Genomic DNA, 19145 nt, shown 5'->3' with positions numbered 1-19145 from the left:
CGTTTGATTGTTCGCTCAAGTTTTTTAAAAAAACCGTACAAAAATGACAAAAATTAAAGCGATATTGTTTTATATCCGTTACCCTTAGCCCAATTGCATTTTGCTTGTAACACCGCAGAAATGACCGACGAATTTAAAAAATCGACCGCTAATTTAAAAAAAGCGGTGCCCTTAATGATCAAAAACCACGTAGCGGCAACACCAGCCAACTACGCGCTTTGGTATACCTACGTAGATAAGACCATTCCAGAGTTGAACCAAGAAATGGATATGGTTCTGGAAAATTACGACGTATGCCCTCCTGCTATGCACAAACTGCTCTACAACAACTATGTAGCAAGCAAAGCAGAGACCAGCATAGAAGATCTTAAAACCAACGTAGAAGTGCTGTTGGGTGAGGTCTCCAGCTCTATGACAGACACCATCACTGATACGTCCTCCTTTTCTGACATGGTCGACAAAAGCTTTAATAAGCTAGAGAAAGTCGAAGACAGCAGCCTCAGCATTGAAGAAGTCATGAATGTTGTGCGACAGCTTGTTGTTGAGTCTCGTGAAATTCGCCATTCAACCAAGTTTCTCAACAGCCAACTGACCAATGCGAGCGAAGAAATTTCTCGTCTCAAAAATCAGCTTGCTGAAGTACAGAAAGACGCCTTATTTGACGGCCTCTCCAAGCTGTATAATCGTCGTGCCTTCGATAACGACCTACGTATGCTGATTGACAGCAAACAGGCAATGACACTGATTATGCTTGATATCGACCATTTCAAAGCATTTAACGACAATTATGGTCACTTATTCGGTGATACGGTGATCAAAGCGATTGCACGTCGCTTACAACAAAGCTGTCGAGATGGCATCAGTGCCTACCGTTTTGGTGGAGAAGAGTTTGCGGTGATTGTGCCAAACAAATCATTGAGAATCTCTCGTCAATACGCGGATACGTTGAGACGAATGATTGAGAAGCTGCGTGTCCGCGACAAACGCTCAGGTAGCCAAGTGCACAGTATTACTGCCTCGTTTGGAGTTGCGGAATTTGAAATCGGCGATACGCCAGAAAGCTTGGTCAACAAAGCCGACAAACAACTTTACGAAGCGAAGCAACTCGGCCGCAACCGTGTCATGCCGCTGTAAGACTGATTTCCCGGTAAATAAAACACTCAAACAAAACCCCAAGCACGTGCTTGGGGTTTTGCTTTCTTGGGCTGGATCGTTATTTTTTCGCTTCTTAAAGCATCAGTCAATGCTGTAACAGTAACTTAAGAAGTAATCTTCACCATTTTTCGCGGTAAATTCTTTATCTTCACTGCACGCCATTGGTTTGCCTTTTTTGTCGCCTTTGATCAAGCTGATCCAATGACGCATGGCTGTTGGGGCGTTACCCGTCAGCTCAGGGCTAAACGTGGTACGGGTTTCGAGTTGGATATCGTCGATGTCCATCAACTCAACACAACCTGTGCCTTTGTGACAACCAAACAGCACTTCAGCGTGGCTTCCAGATTCGTCTTTAAACAGAATCGATTTCGGATCTTCTTTCTCACCAGTGTACGCTACGAAGTGCTTTGGACTTTTAAGGCCACTGTGCGTACCGTCTTTGAAGTAAGCCATTACATGTCGGTAGTCGATAACGTAACTGGATACATCTTGGTGTGACCCATTCTCTAGTGGAAACATTCGGTCTAGTAATTGCTTCGCCTTAATTTGCTTTTCGCTTTGCTGCTCAGCACTTACCGCCTCGACGGCAAATACGGCTTCAGCGATAATTGGGCGTTGTTGTTCTTGGATGTCTTTTTTATCGAAGTTCAGCATATTCATCGTCGTTTCCTCTCACTTAAACACTCTTCCTAGAGTAAAAACTTAAAACCTCTGTTTAAGTTTCAGGCAAATTTGTGAAGTTGATGGTTAATTTCCTTGCCTGCTCAGTATGTAGACTAGCGAAATATTGACTACAATTTCACAACAAAAATTTTACAATGTGAATTTTACAAAATGTCTGTGTCAAAAAGTCTTATCCGCCAATCTCATTTCTTGGGTACGAAAATTCGCAACCTAAGGAAAAACAACCATTTAACGATGGAGGATTTGTCTGCGCGTTGTGTAAGGATAAATCCAGAGTACGCGCCTTCCGTTTCTTACCTATCGATGATCGAACGTGGAAAACGCGTACCGAGCATCGATATGTTGGAAGTGATCGCCGAAGTTTTCCAAAAAGAACCCGCTTGGTTTTTGGACGATGAGCCAGAGCTCGAAGCCATCACGCCCAATAAAGGCAACCGTGGCGGCATTAATGGCATGGCGCTCGAACCCAGCTTCTTGTTCTCTAACGATATCCTGCAAATCGCGATACCAGAGATGCTCTCCCAAACGGGGATCACAGGGCGTCAGTTTGCTCATCTTTTGATTCGTGCTCACCAAGAAAATCATCAAAACCACTTTCCAGACTTAGAAAGAGCGGCAGAAGAAGTCGGCTTAAAACGTTTGAATCTATCGGTTGAAGACTTAATCGACATTGCCAAAAGCTTGGGATTGGACATTCGTTGGATTGATCGCGCCCCTCAAGATGTGGTTGATGAACTGGGGGTCAGCGCCAAACAACTCGTGACTTCTTTTATGGAAGCCCCTGGCACGATTTACCTGAATAAACGCATGCGTGATTACCCCACTCGCTTAAAGTACGACTTGGCTGTGTATATTGGTCACAGGGTGCTACACAGCAGTGATGGTATGAGCAATGTGCTCTCTATTGGTCACCAGAACAATTGGGAACAGACAGACAGCCCGGTGTCGAACTCAGAGCTAAACTCTCAAGATATCCTCCAGGCATGGCGCGATTTTGAGTCGAGTTTCTTTGCAGGTGCATTACTCTGTCCAAAAGTGCCATTTCGCCAATTACTCGATCGCTCAGGTTATGAAATCGATGTTCACAAAAAAGCGGGCGTCTCCCCTTCTGTCGCAATGCGCCGCATGACGGTGGTATCGCCGTACCCACATTGGCATTACTTTGATGCTTATGGACCAGGTAAGCTCAAAGCGGTTTATCGTGGTAATGGTATTCCACTCCCTTGGGGGAACATGCGCAAAGTGAATGACCCTTGTCAACACTGGGCAGTCTTCCGTCGTCTGTCACAGCCGCTAGATACCAGCTCAGCACAGATCTCGATTCTCAATGTTGGTAATGAACCACGCATCTACTGTTGTGAATCAGTCAATGTATTTGATCCAGCAGGAAACAATCGCGTGCTTTGTGCTGGCATAGACCTCAACCCGGCTATTTCTGCACAGGGTGGGGATGCGATTGCAATTGCAGAAGAGCTAAAATCGCTGTGTGTCTCTTCTGGGGGCAGCACGGTGATTCCACAGCACATCAAAAAGGATCTGACGACGATAGCTAAGATCCTCAATATCAATTGGATTGAACGAGGAATTCAAACTCAAGCAAGATTGATTTGTTCAAGAGGCGCGGTATGTCCAAGACAACCGAGTTGCTATAACAAGTGTGGTGATTCAGGAGATACTGGAGACGAGGTGCAAGTTCTTGACCTATAGAAAGAAAAAACGCCAATCACAATAAAGGTGATTGGCGGTATATACTTGTGAACAATGTGTATTCACTAACAACGTCAGTTGGCTAGGTGACCCTCGGCTTAATAAGGGTCAATCTGTATAAAGCACGATGCGTGCCAACTTTTAAAACACCATTTTTTCTTCGATCCTGATGCATATTGATGATTTATTGAGCACACATTTTGCAAATCGCATTTGCAAAATGCAAAGAACTGCAAAATATGCTACAGATCGCATTGCTACTAATCCCTTTATCAGCAATAGCCTCGTTGATGAGTACACCCCTTTAAAATGAAAATCAGTCAAAAGCGGGAAGACACTGACTGTGTTTAAAGCACTATCAACGTTTAAGTATTACCCGCCATAATGCTTTTGCTGATACATCCGCTCATCTGCAATTTTCATCATTTGTTCTGGCGATGTCATGACAGGATCAAACATCGCGTAACCCATGCTAGTGCGCAGATAAATCAGTTCTCCGTCATAGATAACTGGTGTGGAGCACAATGCCGTTCTTAACTTTTTCAAAAGTGTTTGGATATTTTCTTCTGTTTTCGGGTTATGGACCACTACCAAAAACTCGTCCCCGCCCATACGTGCGACAATATCAGAGCGACGCAAGCTGCTTTTGATTCGCTCTGCACAGGCAACAAGTACTTTGTCTCCAGCATCATGTCCATGAGTGTCATTGATGTGCTTGAAATGATCTAAATCGATGTTCACAAGAGCGAAGCGATAACGTTTTTTATAACGCTTTGCGATTTCAAACTGATGCTTGTACGACTGCATAAAGTAACGTCGATTTGGCAACTGAGTCAGCTCGTCATGCAGCGCACGGCTATCTGCCACAATGTACAAACGATAAATCACCATCAATGCGATGCTCATCGCTAGTACAATGGGATAACCGACGAGTCGTGCAATATGAAGTCGGTGCCAAGACACTTGTTTTTCCAACTCTCCGTTGGCATAGACCGTAATACTCCAACCGCCATAAGGGAAATGCACTTGCTCTTTGGCATACACTTGGCCGTTTTCGCTTGTTTGACCAAAGAAAACATCGCCAAGTTCGCCACCACTATCATAGCCACGAATCGTCATGTAATAACGATATGAAAACTCGATAACCCCCGTATCTCTCAGCAAACCGTCAAAGTCGATGACGGTACTGATCACGCCCCAATAATCATTGTTTATCGGTGGATCACGAAAGACAGGGACACGCACAATCAACCCTTTCCCACCTTGCACTAGCTCGATAGGGCCAGCGATAAAGATTTCTTCAATTTCCTTAGCTTTTTGAACTTGTACCCATTGTTCTGGCACAGTCCGATAATCCAAGCCAACCACGGCTTCATTCCCTTTTAAGGGAAAGATATGGCTGACCACGTCGTTTTCGGCCATGCCAATCACTGTGATGTGCTTGCTTTTGTTTAGGATTCGATTGGCTGCAAGATTAAGCTTGCGCTCCTCATCTTTAGGCAGCAAAGTAATGAGTGTAGCAAGGGTGCTGGCTTTATAGATATCAGCCATAAGTTCCGCTTCCAAATTGGAACGGAGAATAGAAAGTTGTTCTTTGGCCTCAACTTGAACTCGCTCTTGGTAGAGGCTTTGCTGATTCCGATGTAACAGCTCAATCACCCCAATACACAAGGCAAAAAAAGTGAGAAAGAACAATGCAAAATAGCCCTGCTTTCTGGGTGAATAGCGCATTTGTTCCTCACTATCTCGTCCTGACTACAACGAGACTTATTCATTATTGTTAAAATGCTTATTTACCTTAAGAATAACCAATAGCTATCGTAAAGGTAATAAATATCGACCATTTTTATAAATGAGAAAGGTAAAGTGAGATGCAAGTACAAGGTGATTTATTTAAAAGCTCATTTTGGCAAGAAGTAGCACAGGGCAGAATTTACTATGACCCTAACTTTCTCAGTAACTTAGAAGCTGATCGTTATTTCTCTAACCTTCGCTCTACTCTCCCATGGCAACAAGAGCGCATCACCATGTTCGGCCGCTCAGTACTGCAACCTCGGTTACAAGCTTGGCATGGCGATGTTGCCTATACATATTCAGGGTTAACCATGTCGCCACACCCTTGGACACCGGATCTCAATGAGCTAAAAGCGCGCTGTGAAGCCATTGCCAGCGTTCAATTCAACTCGGTCTTAGCAAACCTATATCGTCATGGACAGGACTCCATGGGATGGCACCAAGATAATGAGCCAGAGCTTGGTAGAAATCCGGTTATCGCTTCTGTAAACCTTGGCGAAACTCGACGCTTTTTACTGCGGAATTTACATTGTAAAACTCAGCTAGAGTATGAACTTAGCCATGGTGCCTTGTTAATTATGGCAGGAGAACTGCAGCATCATTGGAAACACGCGGTGCCCAAAACGGCAAAACCGAAAGGTGAACGTATCAACCTGACCTTCCGCCATATCGTGACCAACTATTGACTGAGGCATTACATAGCAAAGAAGCATTGATGCTAGGTTTGAATTCTGGGCTTTTTGTGGAATGTAATTATGCGTATCAAACCTCTCAACTTAGCTATCTTGCTCTCTTGTTCGTTGGTCTTTAACGTTCAAGCCGACCAGGACTCACCCGTGTTGAGCTACCCTCAATCTGCACAGTTAATAAAAGATACGTTTGAGTCGCAGCTTTATTCCCTACCAGCATTTAAAGAAGGCCACTTTGGGTTGCGCATGTACCGCCAAACTCTAGATGATAAATACCTTCCTGCGGTGTGGACAGACATGGCTCAAGTCGCCAGCCGTTTGAATCACTTTGCCAGTGATGTGAATACGCCAGAACAAATCATATTGTATTCAGAAGAACGCCTTGCCAATTACCATGACCAAGAAGACGAACGAGGCCAGCGCCGCTATACCGTGACCAAGCATCAACCTGAGTATTTTTATCTAGGGGTCGATTTGCTGGGTGCAATGGCAAGAGCTGACGAATACGGCCTTAAACACAAACACGATAAGACCTTAAGAAGCGTCATTCGACGTTATGATTTCACCAAATACGCGACCGATCCTGAAATGATCGAGGCATGGGCAGCGCAACTGGCCAATCAAGTTTATTGGCTACGCCAACTGGGTGAGCAAGATGTCGTCAATGACTTCACCAAAGCGTTTAAAAGCACCTATCCAGATTCACAGGATAAGAAGTTGTCACCGCAGCAATACAGCAACAAAATCTACGGCATGACACACATTATTTTTGGTGATTCTCAGTACTATCAAAAACAGGTCAATGAATCTGACCATCAATGGATATACGATTACTTCCGCGACAATATCGATACGATTATCTTACGCTCTAAAGAAGATGTGATTGCCGAAGTGGGTATTACGTTTCTTCTTGCGGGGCTAGAGAATGACCCAGTCGTCGAGAAAACACGTCAAGCGATTCAAGGCTCAATCAATCTCGAACAAGGCATGATCTCATCGGTCGATGGCGACTTCGACTTAAAATATGGAGAGCATAGAAATGTCTTGGCTATCATGTTATTGGACTGGAAGGGTGTTCACCAAGCTCCGACGGTTGCCAATCAGCCATTCGCTTTTCAATCGTTACCCTACGGGCTGGTTCCGAAATCGTAATATGGTGCTATTTAAATTAAACAATAAGGTTAGACCTTCTGCTTTTTCTGTACTTGTTCATAACGGACTAAACGAAAATCTTGATAGCCTTCCATCACACTGAGAATCATCGGGTTATCAAAAAACTGTTCACTGGTTCCAGCATAAAAGGTGACGCTGCGGCTATAACAGCACTTTTCTAGGAAGCAGTCACTCATAAACTGCTTGAGGCTGCGGTCTCGAATCGGAAAATACACCATCAAACCTCGGCTGATCTCCGCGATATGATTAAGTAATGCGGTTCGAATGGTTTTAGTGAGAAAGACCACACTGATCAGATAAATCGCCCCTTGCTTTAGCTCATACAATACATGACCAACCAACATCTTCTTATAGTAAAAGCAAAACACTTTAGGCTGGGTCAAACATAAGGCATCAAACGTATCTGTGACTGCATTGCCATTTTGCCTGAAATGAGAATCGAAGATCAGCTGTTTATCGTCCTCGTCCAGCTTATCAAAAGCAACATGACTGCGATGCGTGATTTCATAGTCATACACCGTATTCAGATTTTGGAAATTCACAGGATGTTGCAGTGCTTTTTTGACACTTTTTAGCTCTTGTTCATCATAGTGATAAGGCTGCTGAAAGAAATGAGCAATCCCGAGGCGGCGCAATAGAGTGGGTTCAATCTTCCCCCTTTCCCACTGGCTCAATGTAGCTTGGTTGAAACTAGAAAAAACACGATGAGCGGAGGAGAGTAGTTCGGCCAACCCATCCTGCGAGTAATTTGATTTTTTTCGGTAATGCTTCAATGCATTTGCAAAATGAAGACGATCGAACTTCATCCTCTCTCCTAGCCAACTGGGCTCAATATCAATGTGTTATAAATCTTTTAATTAAAATAGATAAGATTTCAGTATTTCGTAAAATGAAAAACACAATAAACCTTACCGGACTTAAATCGTATTCGCTGTAACGTCTTCAGGGTAATTGTCATGCAGTGACGTCAGTGGTTGTTCAAAACCGACTCGACTGCCTTTGGGAATCACGACCAATCCCCCCTCCGTTACGAAAAACCGCTCACTGTCTTTCTCAAGTTTCTCACCAATGACTGTCCCTGGAGCGATATGGACATCCTCTTCAATAATGGCACGTGTAATGCGGCTGTTTGCTCCAATCTTACAGCGCGCCATCAGTACCGCCTCATGCAACATGCTGTTTCTACCTAAATCACAATCAACCCCAATCACAGAGCGGATAGAGCACGCCCCTTCAATTCGGCAGCCTGAAGCGATATAGCTGTCTTTAATGCGAACTTTAATGCCTCCCGCATCATTACATAAGCTCGATCGCTGCGAGACGATTTCTTTACTAAGCAATGGCTTTGAACTTTTCTTTTGCGTATCATTTTGCTCAACCAACATCGCCATTTGCACCGACCAATAGTCATCAACACTATTCAAACCATGCCAATACAAAGGGGCTTGGTCTGAATCAACGGCTCCCAAATCGAATAGTGCCACTTTGACCTTCTGAACCAGTTTACCAATCACATCACAAGTTAAATCATGTCGTCCGTCTAAGTTTTTTGCATTGGTGAACAAGCCTTTGACTAAGGCCGCACGCTTAAGCACATAGTTCTCGGTAAGCACAAGAGAGAGGCCTGGCTTATTTGGTATCTCTGCAGGTTGCTGTGGCTGGTGCTGAATGCTTGTTACTTGGTTTTGCTCATCCAGTTCCACAACATGATAAGCAGACGCTCGCTCGGTAGGAACTTGAGCTACAACAAGCGTTAACTCAGACGCTTGGATTCTGTGGTATTGCAGCAATGAAGAAAGGTAGCGCCGATGAATTTGTTCTCCACCAACTAACAGCACATGCTCATCAGTCGGACGGTTAATGGCCTCTAGGTTTTGCAGCAAAGCATCCGTCCAATTGTACTGCAACGCAGGCAAAAACTTATTATGGGGGTATGCCGGCTCAAGAATGTCGATGCTCGCTTCGTACTTGCTCCAAGCACGCTTAATGTGTTCATTTAAAGCAGGGCAATGAAATCGACTTAAGACAAGATTACGCTTGATGCCAGATTGAATTAGATTGCTCAACGCAAAGTCAATCAAACGATGGGCACCCGCGAATGGGGTAATCGATTTACAGCACGTTCCTGAGAGCGGCTCTAACCCACCACTCTCCTTATCGGCTAACACGATCGATACTACTTTTGACGTCATGTTTCACTTCCTTGTCTTATTTATAGTTTAGAAAGTAAACGTAAACCGTACGGCATTACTATTCAATATTGGGGGCAATGTGCTCAAAAAATAATATTACAGAGCAATGTTCTCTTAAATATTTAAGCAATCTCTCATTCAAGCGTTTTATAAACAAAAACCCGCTATGGAAGCGGGTTTTGATTTATTTTTATGTGCGGGCATCCCTTAAAGAGAAATAAAGATACCGGCTAAACAAGCGCTCATTAGGTTTGCTAGGGTACCTGCTGCTACCGCTTTCAGTCCCATATTTGCTACGTCTTTACGACGCTCTGGTGCCATCACACCAATTGAACCAAGTTGAATCGCAATCGAACCGATGTTGGCAAAGCCACACAAAGCAAAAGTAATGATAATTTGCGTGTGCTCAGTCAGTGTCGCTTTATGTTGTACGAAGTCGATAAATGCGACGAATTCGTTCATTACGATTTTCTGACCGATATAAGAGCCCGCTGCAAGTACTTCGTGGCCCGGAACGCCAATCAACCATGCTAGAGGTGCAAATAGGTAACCGAAAATAGCCTGCAGCGTGATGCCAGCAAAACCGAACATTTCACCTAAGTTTTCTAAACCCGTGTTTACCATCGCAATCACACTCACGAAGGCAATAAGCATCGTACCGACCGCAACGGCAACTTTCATACCGCCCATCGCACCGCTTGCTAGCGCATCGATTACGTTGCTTTCTTCTGATTTATCCAGCTCGATGTTGTTGTAATCACTTGGGGTTTGACGCTCAGGCACGATGATTTTTGCCATCAACAAGCTACCTGGTGCTGCCATGAAGCTTGCTGCGATTAGGTATTTCAACTCTACACCTAGACCTGCGTAACCACCCAAAACACTACCTGCGACTGACGCCATACCACCAGCCATTACCGCAAACAGCTCAGAGCGGGTCATGTTTTGTAGAAATGGACGGATAAGAAGTGGTGATTCGCCTTGGGATAGGAAGATGTTACCTGTTGCAACCAAGGATTCTGCTTTGCTGGTACCCAAAAACTTTTGGATAGCACCGCCAATAAATTGAATCACTTTTTGCATGATACCCAAGTAGTAAAGGGCAGAGATAAGAGCGCTGAAGAAAATGATGATAGGAAGAACGCGGACAGCAAAGATAAAACCAGTAGAAGCAAGGTCACCAAAGAGGAATTTGATCCCTTCATCAGCAAAACTTAAAAGACCCGCAACGCCACTACTCAAACTGGCCAACGCGGCTTGCCCCCAAGGGAAGTAAAGCACTAGAGCAGCAAAACCCATTTGGAGCAACAAAGCACGAGATACGGTTTTCCAATTGATTGAAGAACGGCTCTCTGACAGTAGGAACGCACAACCTAGTAGTGCAACAATACCAAATAAACTAAATAGAACACTCATGAACCAGACCTACTGAACGTTGAAAAAGAAAGAAACACCAAAGGAATTGGCAAAAGAAAGGGACAACGTGTCGAGTGACAAGGCACTCGTAGATCTAACATGGCGACAGAACGGATAGTTCGACATCTTATTTTTACCTTATACAAGCAATTGAACTTAGCTGGTCCGGTCCGTGGGGTCATTCACTGCTGGAGAGTATTCGACTCATCCCGCTCCATGTGACGGCTTGTATGGGTAAGGGTCCTGAACAACGAACCCTAATTCCCGCTTAAACGGGTCGCAAGTATAGCCATCAAAACGAGAGTTTCATCACATTTATTTACGCAAACGTTCAAGCGTTCATTTTTTGCGCAAGAATGCCAATTTGTGTTCATACTTGTAGTGAAAATAGGGGTATTAAGAGGGGAACGCATGGTGAAACGGCCAAAAACGGACAATAAATGTTCAATCGAACACCAAAGTCCAAAAATGAGTAATTTTGCTCTCGCCAATCTATGGATTTTGGATATACAATTTGAAACGCTTCTTTCCGAAGCCTCTGTGTATTCAGAGCATCATGATGCCGAGATGGTGAAATTGGTAGACACGCTAGCATGAGGTGCTAGTGCCTTAGGTGTGAGGGTTCGAGTCCCTCTCTCGGCACCATTATTCTTCCTATAAGAAATTTAGAGTGTAATGCAAAGTTCTAAGCAGGCAAGACAATCCGCTGATGCTAACCAACTTCTAAGCGAGCTTGCAGTGCACGCCCTATTACACCTGCACTTCAAACTCCATGCGTCCTCGCGACCTATTCCCTTAAAAGAACGTAACGACTTACTGCAAAAATGGCTTAAGCCTAAGCTTAAAAGTAACCGCTACAAACTGATTAAAAAGCCGTTAAAGTCTCTGACTCAACAGGCCAAAGGGGAAAATGGCAACCTTGAAGCTTTGCTTGAACGCTGTGTGGGTGCGAATAAACCGAGCAATCCGCAACCTCACCTCGATAGTTACTTGCTACTGATTAACGAAGTAGAGAAAAAACTCGGTACGACCGTACTGCTCTCGCGTCCTGAAGATGTCGATTTATCACACGACCAGCATGGCTGCTTGCTGTGTGTTCTCTCTGACAACTTAAACCAACACTTCGATGATAATAACGCCATGATCGCACCTATTTCGATGCTTTTCCGTGGCCCAATGAGTCAACGTTCACTGTTCTTAGGTAGCATTTATGCCAGCAACACCTTCAATTATGAAGTTCAATATCAAGACGAACAATTTGTACGTATCTCACTCGAGTTAGCGTAAGTTTGATTGATATAAACATACCATTAACGTTGTAAGCCAAGTTCTAAAAGGCCGCGAATTTCGCGGCCTTTTGCTTATCGAAACATAACGTTTTCTCGATCAATCCAGCTCGCGAAAGCGTGCCGTAAAGTGACGAAGTACCGGAGGCTCATAATCAAAGGTGAGTCCCTTTAACTCATGCGAGCGGTTCTTCAATTCAATAATGGCATCGGCGATATAATCCATATGGTCGTTGGTATATACACGACGCGGGATGGTCAAGCGCATCAATTCGAGTTCTGATGCTTTCTGTTCACCTGTTTCCGGATCTCGACCAAGCAACAGTGAACCAATCTCTACTGCACGAATCCCCGCTTCTAAGTACAAAGCATTACACAACACTTGTGCTGGAAATTGATCCGCGGGTATATGAGGTAATATTTTCGCTGCGTCAACAAACACGGCATGACCACCCGTTGGATATTGAATTGGAATGCCACCCTCGCGTAGACGCTCACCCAAGTATTGCACTTGGCTGATGCGGTAGTGAAGGTAATCCTCATCCGCACCTTCATATAGACCACGAGCCAAGGCTTCCATATCACGGCCAGCCATACCACCGTAAGTCACAAAGCCTTCCATCGGTACACATCGTGTTTGAACCGCTTGGAACAGCTCTTGATGGTCGCGAATACAACACATACCACCAATGTTTACCATTGGGTCCTTCTTCGCTGACATAGTGAGCATGTCGCCGTATTGGTACATCTCGCGGATGATTTCAAGAATCGATTTGGTCTCGTAGCCCGCTTTGCGTTGCTTGATAAAGTAAGCGTTCTCACAGTAACGAGCCGAATCAATCACCACTGGAATGTCGTACTTGGTTGCGATTTCGTACACGCTGCGCATGTTTTCCATCGACACAGGCTGACCACCTGAACTGTTACACGTAACCGTTGTGATGATCGCACAGATGTTGTGAGAACCATGCTCTTCAATCGTTGCCACCAGCTTATTAAGGTCAAAGTTCCCCTTCCAGTCGTATGGCGTGGTAGTGTCGAATGCTTCTTCTGTTACCACGTTAATCGCTTTACCGCCATTGAGCTCAATGTGACCCGCTGTGGTGTCGAAGTGGTAATTTGATATAAACACTGGTGTCTCACCACCGCGAACCTGACGCATACGTTCAATCAAGGCTGGGAATAAGATTTGCTCCGCCCCACGACCTTGGTGCGCCGGCACTGTCAGCTTGTAACCAAAGAAGTGCTCTACCGCATCACACAAGTTGTAGTAGTTGCGGCTACCCGCGTAGGACTCATCACCCATCATGATCCCCGCCCACTGATTGTCACTCATAGCACCAGTGCCAGAGTCGGTCAGCAGGTCGATATAAACATCATCACTACGAAGAAGAAATGGGTTAAAACCCGCTTGCTTGAGGGCAACTTCTCGGTCAGCCAAGGTCGTCATTTTGATTGGCTCAACCATTTTGATACGGAACGGTTCTGGGATACGTTTCATTGTTAATTTCCTTATACGCATGACCCTACGCACTTAAGCGAAGAGTAAAACAAACAGATAAATTGCTTTTCAATGCGAGAGCATTGAGGAAATTAACGACCAGAAATTTTACTAAGAAGAGACAGGCAGAAGTCTAGGTTGTACCAGAACGACAGCACCAAACGGCTATCAAGAATATTCTTGACTCTCATCGTCTTCGTCCTCCTGATAAAAAGAAAAGCCAGAAACCCCATGTCCCTGACCTTTTCAATATAGTGCAGTTTTCAATCAAATTTCAGTGAAGCTCACCTCATTTCACGAAGGTCTTGCCCTTTTCATTCTGCGCTTAATGCTGCTCTCTTTGACCATGTAGTCGAACAATGGAGCAAACAAGTTGGCAAACAAAATCGCTAGCATGATGCCTTCCGGATAGGCTGGGTTGAGCACTCGAATAAATATCGTCATCACGCCAATTAATATACCGTAAGCCCACTTGCCACCGTTTGTGAATGCAGCCGATACGGGGTCTGTCGCCATAAAGAAAGTACCGAACGCGACGCCACCAATCACGAAGTGCCAATAGAAAGGCATAGAGAACATGGGATTGGTATTCGATCCAATTGCATTAAGCAGTAGCGACGTCACGGCTAAGCCAACAAAGACACCCGCAACAATCCGCCACGACGCGATCTTCATAAAGATCAGCACCAGACCTGTAAGCGCGATCAGCAGGGTCGAGACTTCTCCCATAGACCCCGGCAAATTACCGACGAAAGCGTCCATCCAAGAGATAGGCTGGCCTGTCATATTGTTGGTCAAAGCGCTCTGACCACCTTCGTACCATTGGCTAAGAGGGGTTGCACCAGAGTAGCCATCAGCCGAAACCCAAACGGCGCCGCCAGACATATTGGCTGGATAAGCGAAGTACAAGAATGCACGCCCTGCCAATGCAGGATTTAAGAAGTTACGCCCCGTACCACCGAAGATCTCTTTCGCTACCACGATACCAAAAGTGATACCTAACGCGGCTTGCCACAACGGAATGGTGGGCGGGAGAATTAACGCAAACAGAATGGAGCTAACAAAGAAGCCTTCATTCACCTCGTGCTTGCGGACGATAGCAAACAGCACTTCCCAGAACCCACCAACCACAAACACAGTCGCATAGACAGGCAGAAAGTAGGTTGCGCCAACCAACATTTTGCTCGCCCAACCTGCTTGGCTCGCTGCTTCTACTGAGCCCCAAACCCAACTCAGCCCCCAAGAGGCATCGATCGCTTGTTGCGCGGCAGCTTGGTCAAGACCATAAAGCAGAGCATCGCTGGATTGCTGACCGATGTTATACATGCCCCAAAACATCGCGGGGAATACAGCTAACCACACCATGATCATGATGCGCTTCAAATCGATGCTGTCTCGAACATGGGTGACGCCGTGGTTCACTTTACCCGGCGTATAAAAAAGGGTTTCAACAGCTTCGAAGAGTGGGTAGAACTTGTGGTATTGGCCTCCCGGTTCAAACTTTGGTGAGACCTTTTCAAAATAATGCTTCAGACTCATAACGTCTCCTCCTCTAAAGAATGTTACGAGCTGCTATCAAAAGCGATCGTTTTTAGCCTGTTTAACTCCCCCATTACGTATTTATCTGCTGGCACAGAAGACCTTGCTATTATGTAAACCGTGAAAGGCGTGCTTATACTCAATCAATAACAAAACAATGGAGTGGATTATGAAGTTAAGGATGATGTGGACCGCGATGATGTCGTTGGCCGCTTTTTCATTTGCAGGTAACGCATTGGCCGTGGACAAGCAAATGTCTCCTGGTCTGAAGAAGAAAATGCAAGCCATCTGCGGTTCGAAAGGTGGTGTCCCTGGAGGTTGGCAAGTGGCGAAAGTGACACCGGATGCCGAACGCTCGCTCAGCATGATTCTGCATCAAATGAATGCGACAGATAAGTTAAAGCAAATCAATGATGTCAGAACTCAAATCGTCGGCGGTACACACTATGCGATGGAGTTTGAGCTAAAAGATGGTGAAGTCTGGAACGCGATAGTCCTGCACAGTGCTCGCGGCGATTACATGATAGAAAGGCACGCCAAGAAGGGCGAACTCTGCCCGAAAGACGGCAACTCCTAATTCCCAGATTCAAATACAATAAAGGCGACAGTTTAGTCGCCTTTGTTTTATACCGTTTTCGCCTCTATCTTCTCATTCACTTTATCGCAAATGTATTCCCCAATCGGCATTGCAGATGTCGCTGCTGGAGAGGGTGCGTTGCAAACGTGTAAGCTTCTTGCGCTCTCGGCAAACAAGAAGTCATGAACCAAGGTTCCGTCGGATAACACTGCTTGCGCACGAATACCCGCAGGATATGGTTTGAGATCGTCGACCTTGATGCTTGGGCAATATTTGTTGACCAACTTGAGGTAGCCCGGCTTCCACCACGAGTTCTTAAACTCATCCAGTCCAGTTTTTAGATGCTTTTGTGTCACCTTCCAAAAGCCGGAGAAACTGAGCATTTGCATGGTATCTTGCAGGCTGAAGTTAACCTTGTCGTACCCTTCTCGCTTCCAGCCTTGCACCGCATTTGGACCAACGGTCACACTGCCATCAATCATGCGAGTCAGGTGGACGCCCAAGAATGGCAAATCAGGGTCTGGAATTGGATAAATAAGATGATTCACCACTTGGTCGTGTTTGCTATCTAAACGGTAGTATTCGCCGCGATAAGGGATTATTTGGAAATCGGTTGGAATAGACATCATCTTAGTCATGCGATCCGCCATCAAGCCGCTGCAAGTGACCAAGAACTTGGCATTGAGCTGCATGGTTTGCCCGTCTGAAATGCAGGTCAGTTGGACTTCTTCATCCTTCTCTTCGGCAGCCACCACTTTGGTTCTCAAGCTAATTTGCCCGCCGAGCTTTTGGAACTCTTCCGCCATCTGCTCAGTGACCAAACGATAATCGACAATACTGGTAGTTTTGACATAAATCGCGCCTAAGCCAGTGATGTTTGGCTCAGCCAGCTTGAGTTGAACTTCATCGAGTAGCTTTACGTCGATGCCGTTGACATGACAGCGCTCATAGAGGGCATTCATGCGTTCGACTTCTTGCTCATTGGTCGCAACCAGTAACTTGCCACAGTTCTCCACCGGAATATCGTGCTCGGCACAGAACGAAATGGTTCGCTCTACCCCACGCTTACAAAAATCCGCTTTTAAGCTGCCCGGAGCGTAGTACACCCCGGCATGAATCACGCCGCTATTGTGTCCGGTTTGGTGCTTGGCAAAACCGGACTCTTTCTCAACCAATAAAATGGATTTGTCTGGATGACGTTGCTGCAGTTGCCATGCCGTCGACACACCAACGATACCGCCACCAACAATGATGTAGTCATAGACTGATTTCATACGACCTCTTATAAAACCGATAGTTGAGATTGTTGCAATTTGAACTTGCGACCACTGTAAATGAACACCGCGACAAATACCGCGCAGCTTGCCACACGAACCAACATTGGTATGTCGTGCCAAACCAGCAATGTACCCACCACTACCAACAAGAGACGCGTCAGAATGTTTAGAGGACCTTCCAAGTAGCCTTCAATAGCACCAATCAATGCATAGGTACCGATGATGGCAAAGAAACCTACAGTGATCACCGATGTCACATCCCAACTCACCAAGCCTGTGTAAGCAATCAACAGCGGTACAAGATACAAACCTTTGGCGATTTTCCACGCCATCAAACCAGTGCGCATTGGCGGTGTTTTGGCGATGGTTGCTGCTGCAAATGCGGTCAAACACACTGGAGGAGTAACGTTACTGTCTTGCGATAACCAGAAGATGATGAGATGAGCAGCCAGCAATGCCAAACCTACCGCTTCCATACCCAGACTTTGCTCTAGTAGGGTTTCCATAAAGTCCGCAGGCACTAACGCCACCATTTCTTTCGCGGTTTCCAACGCCATTGGTGCATTAAGCAGTTCCAGCTTTTCTGGCGCCGCCAACATAAAGATGGCTTTTGCTTGTTCAGGCAGTTGACCCGACACCATCAATTCAAGCAATTGGTTTTCCGCAATCAACTTGTAAAGCGCAGGGGCAGACAATGTACCCAATACAATATACGCCGCTGTCACGGGTAACCCCATGCCCAATACCAGAGAAGCGAGCGCAATCAGAACGATCATGATGAACAAGTCACCATTCGCCCAACCGTCGATCATCAATGAGAACGTATTACCAATGCCCGTGGTGCTGATCACGTTGACCACCAAACCTATACCTACCAGCAATACGGCGGTTGTCGCCATGTTTTTAGCACCTTGCGAAAGTGCTTCGATGATCGCTTTTGGCCCCATCTTATGATCTTTCGAAAACCAAGAAGCCACCACCACTGAAATGATCGACAAGCCCGCAGCGTAAGTCGGCGTAAACCCTTGAACCAACAAAGTGACCAATACCGCCAGTGGGATAAGGTTGTGCCATCCGCTGATCACTACTTTTAGTAGAGACTCATCACTGGTCGTGATCTTTTGAACGCCGCTGCGTTTGGCTTCGATACGCACAAAGAACGCCACAGACAAGAAATAAATAAGAGCAGGAATAAAAGAAACCGCGATGATATCAACATAAGGAATTTGCGTGTAAGACGCCATGATGAAAGCACCCGCCCCCATCACTGGTGGCATCAACTGACCACCTGTTGACGCTGCGGCTTCAACGCCCGCAGCAAAGCGCGAAGGGAAACCTGCTTTCTGCATTAAAGGAATACTGATAACACCGGTTGAAACCGTATTTGCCACACTAGAGCCCGATACTGAGCCCATCAAACCCGAGCCAATCACCGCAATAAAACCGGGACCGCCGATGATTTTGCCAGCCGCAGCACGTGCCACATTGATGATGTAATCACCAACACCAGAGCGAACGAGAAACGCACCAAACAGAATGAACATGAATACGAAAGTCCAACTGATGCGCGAGATAGAACCAAACATGCCCTCAGAAGAATAAAAGCTGCGGTAGAGCAAGGTTTCCATGCTCAAACCCGGGAAGTGGAAAATGCCTGTCGCCCACTTACCCCAAAACACAACGTAACTCAGACACACCACAATCAACACTGGAATAAACCAGCCCATGGTGCGTCGAATCAGTTCGATAACAATCAAAATTGCCATGATGGCGAAGACCCAATCGCTGGTCACGAACTTCACACCGCGTTCGTACAGCGCATCTTCGGCATAAGGAATGTAGAGCAAACACGCGACCGCGCCCATAGCAATCAACACATCGATACCGAGTGCAACCTTACTCTGCTTGAGAGAGATATGAGCCGGATACCAAAGCGCACAAATCACCGCGAAGCCAGCAAAGTGGGTCGCGGAAATCCATAACTCTGGTAAGGTCGATAAGGTATTAAACCAAATGTGCAAAGCAGACAACACCACGCCAAACACTGTAATTGTGGTGGTTACCCACGGAAAGTCAGTGCGCGTGGGCAGCTCAAACTTCTGCAATTCCTTTTCTATTGAGTCGCTCATCTCATACTCCAAGCTCTAGCGGCTTT

General features: G+C 45.7%; 15 protein-coding genes and 1 tRNA gene. 7 read left to right on the top strand and 9 right to left on the bottom strand.

The window, feature by feature from the left end:
• Positions 1-120: 120 nt before the first annotated feature.
• Positions 121-1134: a GGDEF domain-containing protein gene (locus tag OQJ86_RS20180; protein WP_038868575.1), complete on the top strand. Its 1014-nt coding sequence runs from the start codon at positions 121-123 to the stop codon at positions 1132-1134.
• Between the two features lie 102 nt (positions 1135-1236).
• On the opposite strand, the gene OQJ86_RS20175 is transcribed toward OQJ86_RS20180, so the two are convergent.
• The gene (locus OQJ86_RS20175) at positions 1237-1815 is read right to left on the bottom strand and encodes a malate synthase (protein ID WP_038868558.1); all 579 of its coding nucleotides are present in this window, start codon (positions 1813-1815) and stop codon (positions 1237-1239) included.
• Positions 1816-1989: 174 nt separating this feature from the next.
• Between OQJ86_RS20175 and OQJ86_RS20170 the strand changes: the two genes are divergently transcribed.
• Positions 1990-3546, top strand: a complete 1557-nt coding sequence (locus OQJ86_RS20170; RefSeq protein WP_080774276.1) for a DUF3612 domain-containing protein — start codon at positions 1990-1992, stop codon at positions 3544-3546.
• Between the two features lie 372 nt (positions 3547-3918).
• Here OQJ86_RS20170 and OQJ86_RS20165 read toward each other — a convergent pair whose 3' ends face one another.
• Positions 3919-5277, bottom strand: a complete 1359-nt coding sequence (locus OQJ86_RS20165) for a diguanylate cyclase (protein WP_038868556.1) — start codon at positions 5275-5277, stop codon at positions 3919-3921.
• A 140-nt stretch (positions 5278-5417) separates the two neighbouring features.
• Here OQJ86_RS20165 and OQJ86_RS20160 point away from each other — a divergent pair, with 140 nt between their 5' ends.
• Positions 5418-6026 (top strand): alpha-ketoglutarate-dependent dioxygenase AlkB family protein, encoded by a 609-nt coding sequence (locus OQJ86_RS20160; RefSeq protein WP_265989700.1) that lies wholly within the window; start codon positions 5418-5420, stop codon positions 6024-6026.
• 69 nt (positions 6027-6095) lie between these two features.
• The gene (locus OQJ86_RS20155; RefSeq protein ID WP_265989698.1) at positions 6096-7181 is read left to right on the top strand and encodes a DUF3541 domain-containing protein; all 1086 of its coding nucleotides are present in this window, start codon (positions 6096-6098) and stop codon (positions 7179-7181) included.
• A gap of 29 nt (positions 7182-7210) precedes the next feature.
• On the opposite strand, the gene OQJ86_RS20150 is transcribed toward OQJ86_RS20155, so the two are convergent.
• The 3 genes from OQJ86_RS20150 to OQJ86_RS20140 form a co-directional block, all read right to left on the bottom strand.
• Complete coding sequence (locus tag OQJ86_RS20150; protein ID WP_265989696.1) at positions 7211-8008, bottom strand: helix-turn-helix domain-containing protein; 798 nt, start codon at positions 8006-8008, stop codon at positions 7211-7213.
• Between the two features lie 111 nt (positions 8009-8119).
• On the bottom strand, positions 8120-9394 hold the full coding sequence (locus tag OQJ86_RS20145; RefSeq protein WP_063344395.1) for a sugar phosphate nucleotidyltransferase: 1275 nt from the start codon (positions 9392-9394) through the stop codon (positions 8120-8122).
• 207 nt (positions 9395-9601) lie between these two features.
• Positions 9602-10810, bottom strand: a complete 1209-nt coding sequence (locus tag OQJ86_RS20140; RefSeq protein ID WP_038875278.1) for a NupC/NupG family nucleoside CNT transporter — start codon at positions 10808-10810, stop codon at positions 9602-9604.
• Between the two features lie 561 nt (positions 10811-11371).
• On the opposite strand from OQJ86_RS20140, the gene OQJ86_RS20135 reads away from it, so the two are divergent.
• Positions 11372-11455, top strand: a tRNA-Leu gene (locus OQJ86_RS20135).
• Between the two features lie 30 nt (positions 11456-11485).
• Complete coding sequence (locus OQJ86_RS20130; RefSeq protein WP_038868549.1) at positions 11486-12097, top strand: DUF2913 family protein; 612 nt, start codon at positions 11486-11488, stop codon at positions 12095-12097.
• A 99-nt stretch (positions 12098-12196) separates the two neighbouring features.
• Here OQJ86_RS20130 and OQJ86_RS20125 read toward each other — a convergent pair whose 3' ends face one another.
• Positions 12197-13597, bottom strand: coding sequence for a tryptophanase (locus OQJ86_RS20125; protein WP_265989691.1), 1401 nt, complete (start codon positions 13595-13597; stop codon positions 12197-12199).
• A gap of 294 nt (positions 13598-13891) precedes the next feature.
• Positions 13892-15136 carry an NADH:ubiquinone reductase (Na(+)-transporting) subunit B gene (locus OQJ86_RS20120; protein ID WP_039976045.1) on the bottom strand — a complete coding sequence of 415 codons (1245 nt, stop codon included), beginning with the start codon at positions 15134-15136 and terminating at the stop codon, positions 13892-13894.
• A gap of 169 nt (positions 15137-15305) precedes the next feature.
• Here OQJ86_RS20120 and OQJ86_RS20115 point away from each other — a divergent pair, with 169 nt between their 5' ends.
• Positions 15306-15713: a cystatin gene (locus OQJ86_RS20115; RefSeq protein WP_032802191.1), complete on the top strand. Its 408-nt coding sequence runs from the start codon at positions 15306-15308 to the stop codon at positions 15711-15713.
• A gap of 47 nt (positions 15714-15760) precedes the next feature.
• Here the strand turns inward: OQJ86_RS20115 and lhgO are convergent, their stop codons facing one another.
• Both lhgO and OQJ86_RS20105 read right to left on the bottom strand, forming a co-directional pair.
• Positions 15761-16987: an L-2-hydroxyglutarate oxidase gene (gene lhgO, locus OQJ86_RS20110; RefSeq protein WP_063344397.1), complete on the bottom strand. Its 1227-nt coding sequence runs from the start codon at positions 16985-16987 to the stop codon at positions 15761-15763.
• An 8-nt stretch (positions 16988-16995) separates the two neighbouring features.
• On the bottom strand, positions 16996-19119 hold the full coding sequence (locus tag OQJ86_RS20105; protein WP_042606201.1) for a TRAP transporter permease: 2124 nt from the start codon (positions 19117-19119) through the stop codon (positions 16996-16998).
• Positions 19120-19145 lie beyond the last annotated feature (26 nt).

Source organism: Vibrio sp. Sgm 5, from assembly GCF_026241575.1.
Lineage (GTDB): Bacteria > Pseudomonadota > Gammaproteobacteria > Enterobacterales > Vibrionaceae > Vibrio > Vibrio jasicida.
Note: the sequence above shows the minus strand (reverse complement) of the source record. Positions and strands in the feature narration are given on the sequence as shown.